This is a genomic window from Granulicella aggregans (assembly GCF_014203275.1).
In the GTDB taxonomy this organism is placed as follows: domain Bacteria; phylum Acidobacteriota; class Terriglobia; order Terriglobales; family Acidobacteriaceae; genus Edaphobacter.
In genome coordinates, this window is sequence record NZ_JACHIP010000053.1 from 1 (window position 1) to 8,408 (window position 8,408).

Here is an 8,408-nt window from a genome sequence, read left to right on the forward strand (position 1 = left end):
CTCTTTCATCCCAGTAAACGGCGTTCTGAGCAGTAAGCTGCGGACACTCAGTTGATGCGAAATCGCCGAGTATTAAAGTAAGCGGCACTCGGCTGGAAACGCGCATTGGCCTGTTAGCGCTAGTTAAAATCAACTTTGGAATAGCTGTGATTCGGGAGCGATCGGGAGTAACATCCGGAAGCCAAGTTCTCGGTATTGGCTCCACGCATTTTCAGTCTTGCGGGCCGGTTCACCGTTTGCTCCGCACTGCTGTCCTTGGCTCCTCAGCATTTCAAGCTCCTGGAATTCAGTTCCCATCATCAAACCACTATAAAAGCATCGGGCAGAACACTCTAAGAAGATGCAGGTTTGGTCATTTCTTCAACCGGAGTCGCAATCGCGGGAATGATCGAACAGGTTATGCTGCTGCAGGTGGATCTGGAGGCGGAGGAGGCAACACCGCCGCGACCTTGTCATGAAATACGCGAACCTGCCGCACAATCTGCCATCCTGCCGTATTGCGATGCCCCTCCACCGTCCGGAACCACTTGGATAGGTTCGGGAAAAGTCCGCCGAACGGCTCTTTCTTAGTCGTTGACTCGGTGAGCTTCAGATGCTGCTCCGCGGTATCAAGAATGCTTAGTAGATTCGCTGCCGCCAGTCTGGCATACTCTGCCTTCTGCTCCTTAGTTGGAACCTCCTTCGACCGCGCGCTGCTCCACACCGCAAATGTGCAGACGAGCAGGCCAAGCCTAACGTTCAGGTCGATTCGGATCTTATCCGGTTCTGGGCACCCCGCTGTTCTGCTCAAAACCTCTTCATATCCGCGAACCGCCTCGGAAACGCCCTCATATTCGATCTCGCTTAGCATCCATCCATCCTTAAGCTCACGATCCCGGATGACTCTCTGCTGCTGCAGCGTCGATACATTGCACATTGCCTCCAGCCCAAGCAGCTTGTGCGCCTTCTCTCCCTCGGTATCCCTGTCGGAGATAGGCTCCTGGCAAAGCGACGCGGCCACCCGAAAGTGTAGCAGCGGGTCGTCCTCCGGATACTCTTCCGTGCTGGCCGCCGCGCCCGCCTTCGCCGCATTCTCCGGCTTGCGCAACGTCAGCGCAATGCCCTCGAAGAAACCTATCGCACGCGCATCGCAGGAGAGTTGCGTGTCCTGCAGGTTCTGCTTGCCGATTCGCAGGCTGCGAATCGCAAGCCGCAGCAGCGATTCCTGCCGCTCTTCGGTGGTGCGCTCCGGCTCCGTCGCACTGGTCTCGGCGGCTGCGGAGGAAAGAGGTGTTTCTGGCATTGAGGACCTCACAGTAACAGCAGAAGAAGACTCATCCCCTGAAAAAACGAGGCAACGGCACCAACATGATCCGGGTGAATCCCAGGCTCCGCCAGACGATAAAACAGCTTGAATGCCGCACGATGCGCCGCCAACCCCAAATGATCAGCAAAACGCTGCGGCTCCGACGAGGCAAACACTGAGATAGTGTTCGTCTGCACCGCCACGCCGCCAACTGTTAGTGGGGCAGCCACTGACGCCGCCGTCGCGGCGACGCTCGTACGCGCACTCCCAGCAGCAGCCGAGGGAGTCGTTGCCGCCGTGCCGCCCCAGCCACGCTCGATGTTGCACGTCAGGCGAATCGTCGCCACCTTATCCTTGTCTTCGCCGGAGCTCCCCACCGTGGCTTGCAGCTCGGGGTAGCCCTGGTAATACCAGCGCCGTAGGCTTCGGTACGCGGAAAATACTCCCCGGATGTCGGTCCCCGCCACTTTCAGGTCGATGTCGTCCAGAGCCTCCTCGAACGAGAAGGTGTGCCGCCCCATCTCCGCCACGGGCACGGTCTCGATCGGACAGCTCCATTTACGGCCCGCAAGAAAGTTCCACCAGATCGTGATGCCTTGGCCAGGTTCCTGCTCCGTAGCTGGCAACGGGGAGAGCAGCAACGACGGCGCTACGTACTGATGGAGGTAGTGGTCGCGAAGCAGAGTATTATTCCCGAGCTTCAATGCCTCCATGATCACCCCAGCCGCGCCCGTACCGTCTTTGTCGGTGATGTTCCACACTCGCCATCCGGTCCTGCCGTTCTTCCCGTCCCGCTCCTGGCAACTCTCACGCGCATTCCTGCGCTTGGTCGCTATCGCCAGAACAACCAGCCATAGACCTACGCCGATTCCTAGCACGTACACCACGTACTTCAGCACGCTCACCAGGTAATTGATCGTGTTGAGCACCCACGTCCCGAACGCCTTCAGCTTGGGATACAGCACCGGATGCTCGGAAAAATCGCCGGGGCGCATCTGCAGCTGATCGGTGATGTATTCGTTCGGCCCGTCCATTTCGGACGGCCATGACGCGTACTGCTTGCGCAGCGCGTCGCTCAAGCTAGCGGCATGTGCAAAGTCTTTTTTCCACAGCGCCGTATCGATGTCACGCAGCGAAATGCCGATCTCCCGATGCTGCTCCGCATGGATGCCTCTCGTCGCCGTCGAAAAACATGCCGTCGCAGCTTGACGCTGCTCCACCGTTCGTGCGGTCACCAGAGCGGACTCACACGCGGTCCGGGCACGGCTATAGTTCGGATTCGGAAGGGCAAGGAAAGCATTTCCCACACCAATCCCGCTATCCGTTGCCCTCCGTGCGGCACACTCCTCCGCCGTCTCGCCCTTTACGCAATCCGCCGCAATCACCACCTGCCTGGGGAGACTATTGCCCTGGCCGAGACAGGAAACGCTCACGGAGACCAGTAAAGCGAACAACACCGCACCCCGTCGCTCGGGCTTGTTCAAGACAACCATCGGTCCTCCTAGCCAGATCGCCAGCTGCAATCGTCGGTCGTTGTTACCCCTGTCATGGCATGCTGCTTCCAGACTGGTCTGGAAACGGACTGCGAATAGAATCTAGCGCAGGAAGAGCCGATGGAGCAGGGTGGCGCAAGAATACATCAAATCAAGGAGCATGTACTTAAATCTTTCCTTACGAAAACCGGCTAAGAATCGATGACATCCTAGCACCTTACTGGTGGTGCGGACGTGTCTACAAAAGTAATGCGTAAGCTGCAGGTGATCGTTGATGTGACTGGGCCTGCAAAAGCATCGCCGGCCAACGACTACTCTCGCATCGACTACGTTGACGGAGATAGGAAATGCTACTGCTCACCTGATTAGCAAGTCGCCGAGGCAAAGCGGTAACGGACGACACGGGATAGGTAAAGCTTCGCAGCTGGCCTTGAACGGGACATCGACGCCGTACGCGAAGCTCTTAGACTGCCGTGGAGCCAAGGTCATGTTGAAGGGCAAGTACACAGGCTCAAGCTCATTAAGCGCCAGATGTACGGCAGAGCCGGCTTCAATCTGCTGCGACTGCGGGTGTTGAATCAGGGTTGAAAACCTACTCTGAATGGCAACGAAAAGGCACAATCGTTCATCACCAAATGTGCGCCAGAACCATTTCTATCCGGCGCTAAAAAATTCACTATATATAATCAACGTTATCGGACGTTGTAAATAATTTATACGATTAGTTTTACGGCTAGCTATTCTCTTCAAACTGTTATCGGGCAGAAAACTGTACAACAAACACAATCCCTCCCTAGCTGCACCAGCCAATCGTCGTGATGATCATCTTATATGGCACTGGAATCGCTGGGGCGTACGTAAGGCCTAGTGATCGAGGCCGCACTCCGCAATGAAACGAATAGGATCAGTCATGAATGCTGCAATCAGATACTCCCTCGTTTCAGCCCGTCGCTGAGCAGCGCCTCGCAGTCGAGCTCTTTCTTGCTGGCGGGAATCTTCGGATCGACGCCTATGCGGGAGCGGGCAAAACAACTACGTTGAAGATGCTGGCTGGCAGCAAGCCCTCTCCGGCTCTCTACTTAGCCTTCAATCGCTCGATTGCCTCCGAGGCCCGTGGGCGCTTCCCGGCGCATGTGAAATGTGCGACTACGCACTCGATCGCGTTCCGGGCAGTCCGAAGGAGCTTGGGCTATCCAGAGTGGAAGCTCACAGAAGGCCTGACACCAAACCTGATCCTCCAGGCATTTCGTCTGCCGGAAGAGATTACCTTCCACTCAGGAGTCGTGCTTGAGCAGAAGTCTTACGCTGCCGTCCTCCGCGACGGGTTGAAGCTGTTCCTCCAGAGTCGCGATGCGGCTCCCTCGACGTTGCATGTCCCCCGTTATGGGGCCTTTGAGCGGCTAGGCTCTGAACAGTTCGAAAGCTTTGCGAAACAGGTCGCCGAGCACCTTGGATATCTTTGGTCGAACATGCTCGATCGATCCAAGGGGCTGCCTCTCGGGCACGATGGCTATCTGAAACTATGGGCGCTGTCGAATCCTCACGCACAGGCTGACTACATCATGGTCGACGAGGCGCAGGACCTCAACCCAGTCTTGTTAGAAGTGCTGAATCGATCAGAGTGCCAGATTGTCTATGTGGGCGACGCGAATCAGCAGATCTACGAATGGCGCGGGGCTGTGAACGCAATGGACCAGGTACAAACGCGCCATCGGTGCTTACTGTCGCAGTCCTTTCGTTTTGGTCCCGAGATCGCGGCGGCGGCGACTATCGTACTTCGCACGCTGGGTTCGCGAGAGCCGCTTCGTGGCTCTTCATCTGTCCCCTCTCACATCGGTCGCGTCAAGCCGGACGCCATACTTGCTCGCAGCAATGCAGCGGTGATGTCCAACGTCCTTAGGTGCCTTGCTCGAAACCTACGGTGTGCCGTGGTTGGCGGAACGAAAGACTTGGAGCGTGTCCTTACAGATGTGCAGCGAGTGAAGCAAAATCAACCTGGGCAATCCCCAGAACTAATCGGGTTCCAAGGATGGAAGGACGTGATGAGCTTCAGCAATCGGCCCGAGGGTGAGGGCTTGCGACCGCTGGTCAATCTCGTTCAGGAACACGACGAGACTCGTATTTTGGGAGCGCTCTCTAAATGTGAGTCCGATGAGTCGACAGCGCAGGTCATCTGTTCGACTGCTCATCGATCCAAAGGAAGAGAGCGGGATTACGTGTATCTCGACCCTGATTTTGAAGCCGGCTTTCTGAGGGCGAAACGCCTCGGGTCAGCGGAGGTTGCCAAGGCCACAGCGTCAGAAGCCAGACTGCTGTATGTCGCCGCGACCCGAGCAAAACTCGGGGTACAACTGCCACGCGAGGTAGCAAAGCGTTTCGGTATCCGCAACACCACCACCGAGATACTCGGGCGAACCCTTCAACCTTAGAGGGCTGAGCAAGCCCGTGCAGATGATCGATCCTCAAGGAGTCGTCTGGTTCAGTTGCTCATAATTTAAGAGCCGCGGTGAGTGGTCTTCAGGTCTGGGCCAATCGCTCGATTGTGTCTAACTTCTCCTGAGCGAGACCGTGCAACTCATCTAGACTAAGTCGACGCTCTCGCACTAGAGTGGCAAAGACTCGAGCTAGAACAGAGTAGCGGAAGTCGAAGGTACCGTCGATCCGTTCTCGCTGCCCGCTAAGCCAAGTTTCCATCTCCCATAAATCCGATGCTTCCTTGATTCGCTCGGCCCGTTGCTTGACCTCCTGGGTGACGGCTGCCAATTCCCTGTCCAAAGCCATGTTGAAAGCTCTGCGAGCGACAAGCTTTTCCTTCGCCGACCACTTCCAACCGATCATTTCGCTGTTGCCATGACACTCGCCGTGATCATGCTCCTCTCCTCCTGGACCGAATTTGAGCTTTCAATCCCTGCTGAAGAATGACATAGTGCCGTGGTAAGTTGCCGAGAGCGCCGTTCTTGCAACGAGCGATCCGATTTGGCGGAGCCGAAACTTCCGCAATCCCGTTTTCTGCGAACCGATTAGCTGCAAGCGGTATACGGCATGAGCAGTAGAAGCCGTACGGGCACGTCTTGCACCGATGGACACATCACCTCGCCGCACTGCCATCTCAAGGGACGCTGAGGGTCAAACATGTGTAGATAAACGGCAAACCTTTGCGGTCCGGTTCCGTGGACACAGTTCATCTTGCGGTCGATGAGGGTCTCACCGTCTGCCGAGAGCAAGCCCTCGTCGTATCCCACTTGCATCCGCTTTGGATCATCGGGAAACTCAGCCTGCATCTGTCCAAACTCGCCCATGTCAAAAGGTTCCTCTAGGCCGTTCACAGTGGCTTCGATGAGAACAAGCTCGTCAAAATGCTTCTTCGTGTAGGCTTCGTCGTCTGTCACTCGCAGTTGCTCATTCCAAGTCTCGGCGCTTATCTGCGGACGATATACGCCAATTATGTTCAGTTCTGGTCCTGGCATTCCTAGATCCTAACCGTCGACCGACGTCCCTTGGATCTTCCTTCCCGGAAATCGACTTCCAGGGAAGATCGAGACCCAGTCGGAGCTACATGACCCGATTGACTATTTTTCCCCGTTGAACAGTGTCGTCACTTTAGCCTTTGGCGTTTGATGCTTGTACATGAAGCGGGAGTAAGCACGTACAAACCAGCCGATTTGGACAAGAAAAATGATGGCAGTCGCGACGGTCCTGGCTATATGTGCCATCCCAGCCATGCTATCGCAGCAACACACGACGTCGCTTTTCACGAAGCGGCGTTCGACCAAACTCGACCCAATCGGACGGCTCAGGCAGTGTAGTTGCCGCTAACACCGACTTTCGAGCAAGTCGGACGCTTGGCAGAGGGGATCCTTTTACTTCACTCGTAGAAGAAGCCAAAGGGCAACAGTTCCAACGATTACACCGAGCGTGAACGCGATGACGATCCACCGCTTTACACTGCTGACTTGATGAACAGGGTCCGTGCGCGGACTCGCAACAGGTTTTTCCGGCGCAAGATCCTCCAAGGCTTTTTCGGGACTGGCAAAGCGCGTTGATAGTAGGACATGAGCATGAATGAGTATCCATTGGTCAATTTCAGCTTGAATCTCTGCCTTGACGCCCGCAACTGTAGTGCGATCTCGGGCGGCTTCCAGTGTGGCGACTTTTGCCCTAATACCGTCGATATCAGTTTGGAGATCCATCTCTATGCCAGAAAGTTTATCCCAGAGGCTGCGCCATAGGGCTTGGTCTGCCAAGAGCATGAGAGACGGCATTAGCGGAAGTTTCGACTCCGCCGTACCGCCCCGACCGGCGAAGTTTCCGCAAACAACGACTTTCGAGGAGTCAGCGAGGACCCGTCCCGGATGTCCCCTTGAATAGCCCTGCATGTGAGGTTGCTAAATCAAATGAGCGACCTCAAACGTCACGCCTTTCAACCCTCTGCGCTTCACCATCTGGCGAAAGCGCTGCGTGCAGAAGAGGGCTGTGTACGGGCGGCGATGTTCTTGCCGTATCCCAAAGCGCTGCAAGCTCTGAAATACATCCGCTCCGTCCCAGCCGGACTTCTCGGCGGTCACTTCGGAGAGTAGCCACCGATCTGTACAGTGACCCAGAGGACATGCAGGGCGCAGGTCAAGGACCATTAATTCACCAAGTCGTGTCGGAGGCACGACGCTCACCGATTGTGAGGTAACCAGCATTTGGTGCCACGGGCCGCCTGTACCTTTCCTGGACTTGAACTTCGCACCTCGAACAGGGGCGTGCACTGGACGGAAATCCAACCCGGTTAACTCTTCGTCCCGCACGCACTCCAGGAACCGTTGCGAAACGACCTTCTCCACTGCAGAGTCTGTTCCTAGCAAATCTCTCGAACGTGAGATCTTATTAAGGTTTAGGAATAACGCAGAGAGTTGATGCGCCCCCGAACCGCAGAGTGGGCACGCTGTTTCTTCGTCGTAGACAGTGCCATAATCTTCACCCGCTTCGCGTATGGACGGGGCTATCCACATTGTCAAGAACTCGGCTTTTTCAAGCTCGGATGACTTGTACTTGCGGCAAAGGAAGTGCCCGCCGTAGAGAAAATGCCGCTCGGCTCTCAGTTGATTGTGAACTCTAATTATCTCGGGCAGCCGGTGGTCGTCGACATCGAGGATTACTTTGCGAGTGAGCCCACAGCTAAGTTTCTCTCCTTCGTCTTCGCGAAAGATGAGATGGGCGTTTTCCTCCCATACCCTGAGTTCTATGTATTCGACCATCGCTCCTTGCTCTCTGTGAAGATTGTGGCTCAGCTTTCCTCGAATCACCATGACCCATTTAAGTCAGATCGCCAGTCGCTCGATGACAGGTTGCTGTGCAGACGTTCGAATCACTGCGTACGGACCATAGCGATGGGCCATTAGGATCAAATGATAGGCAAGTTCGCGCAAAACGGGGCGGTCTCAACCGGTCGCTGCAACACTGGCATGGAGTTTACTAGCGGGAGTATCGAAGTCCAAAGTTTTCCGGGGACGTTGATTGAGTTGCCGAGCCACTTTATCGAGGTGGGCTTGCGAGTAGCCGGACAAGTCGGTTTTCTTGGGGAAGTACTGTCGCAGCAAACCGTTGGTGTTTTCGTTGGAGCCGCGCTGCCAGGGGCTCTGCGG

8 protein-coding genes and 1 pseudogene are annotated in these 8,408 nt (G+C 55.8%); 2 read left to right on the forward strand and 7 right to left on the reverse strand.

Features of this window, described 5'->3' with window-relative positions; translation table 11 throughout:
- Positions 1–397 precede the first annotated feature (397 nt).
- Both HDF16_RS29630 and HDF16_RS29635 read right to left on the reverse strand, forming a co-directional pair.
- Positions 398–1,282, reverse strand: a complete 885-nt coding sequence (locus HDF16_RS29630) for a hypothetical protein (RefSeq protein WP_184224482.1) — start codon at positions 1,280–1,282, stop codon at positions 398–400.
- 8 nt (positions 1,283–1,290) lie between these two features.
- Complete coding sequence (locus HDF16_RS29635; protein ID WP_184224484.1) at positions 1,291–2,778, reverse strand: hypothetical protein; 1,488 nt, start codon at positions 2,776–2,778, stop codon at positions 1,291–1,293.
- Between the two features lie 417 nt (positions 2,779–3,195).
- Between HDF16_RS29635 and HDF16_RS29640 the strand changes: the two are divergent.
- Together HDF16_RS29640 and HDF16_RS29645 are read left to right on the forward strand one after the other, a co-directional pair.
- Positions 3,196–3,366 (forward strand): annotated as a pseudogene (locus HDF16_RS29640) (ISL3 family transposase); the annotation flags it as partial.
- Positions 3,367–3,692: 326 nt separating this feature from the next.
- Positions 3,693–5,207 carry a UvrD-helicase domain-containing protein gene (locus tag HDF16_RS29645; protein WP_184224486.1) on the forward strand — a complete coding sequence of 505 codons (1,515 nt, stop codon included), beginning with the start codon at positions 3,693–3,695 and terminating at the stop codon, positions 5,205–5,207.
- An 88-nt stretch (positions 5,208–5,295) separates the two neighbouring features.
- Here HDF16_RS29645 and HDF16_RS32330 read toward each other — a convergent pair whose 3' ends face one another.
- The 5 genes from HDF16_RS32330 to HDF16_RS29670 all read right to left on the reverse strand — a co-directional run.
- Complete coding sequence (locus HDF16_RS32330; RefSeq protein ID WP_184224488.1) at positions 5,296–5,616, reverse strand: hypothetical protein; 321 nt, start codon at positions 5,614–5,616, stop codon at positions 5,296–5,298.
- A gap of 182 nt (positions 5,617–5,798) precedes the next feature.
- Positions 5,799–6,245, reverse strand: a complete 447-nt coding sequence (locus HDF16_RS29655; RefSeq protein WP_184224490.1) for a hypothetical protein — start codon at positions 6,243–6,245, stop codon at positions 5,799–5,801.
- A gap of 393 nt (positions 6,246–6,638) precedes the next feature.
- Complete coding sequence (locus HDF16_RS29660; protein WP_184224492.1) at positions 6,639–7,040, reverse strand: hypothetical protein; 402 nt, start codon at positions 7,038–7,040, stop codon at positions 6,639–6,641.
- Positions 7,041–7,163: 123 nt separating this feature from the next.
- On the reverse strand, positions 7,164–8,021 hold the full coding sequence (locus tag HDF16_RS29665) for a hypothetical protein (RefSeq protein ID WP_221313421.1): 858 nt from the start codon (positions 8,019–8,021) through the stop codon (positions 7,164–7,166).
- A gap of 183 nt (positions 8,022–8,204) precedes the next feature.
- The coding region (locus HDF16_RS29670) for an IS30 family transposase (protein WP_184224496.1) at positions 8,205–8,408 on the reverse strand (204 nt) is incomplete at its 5' end.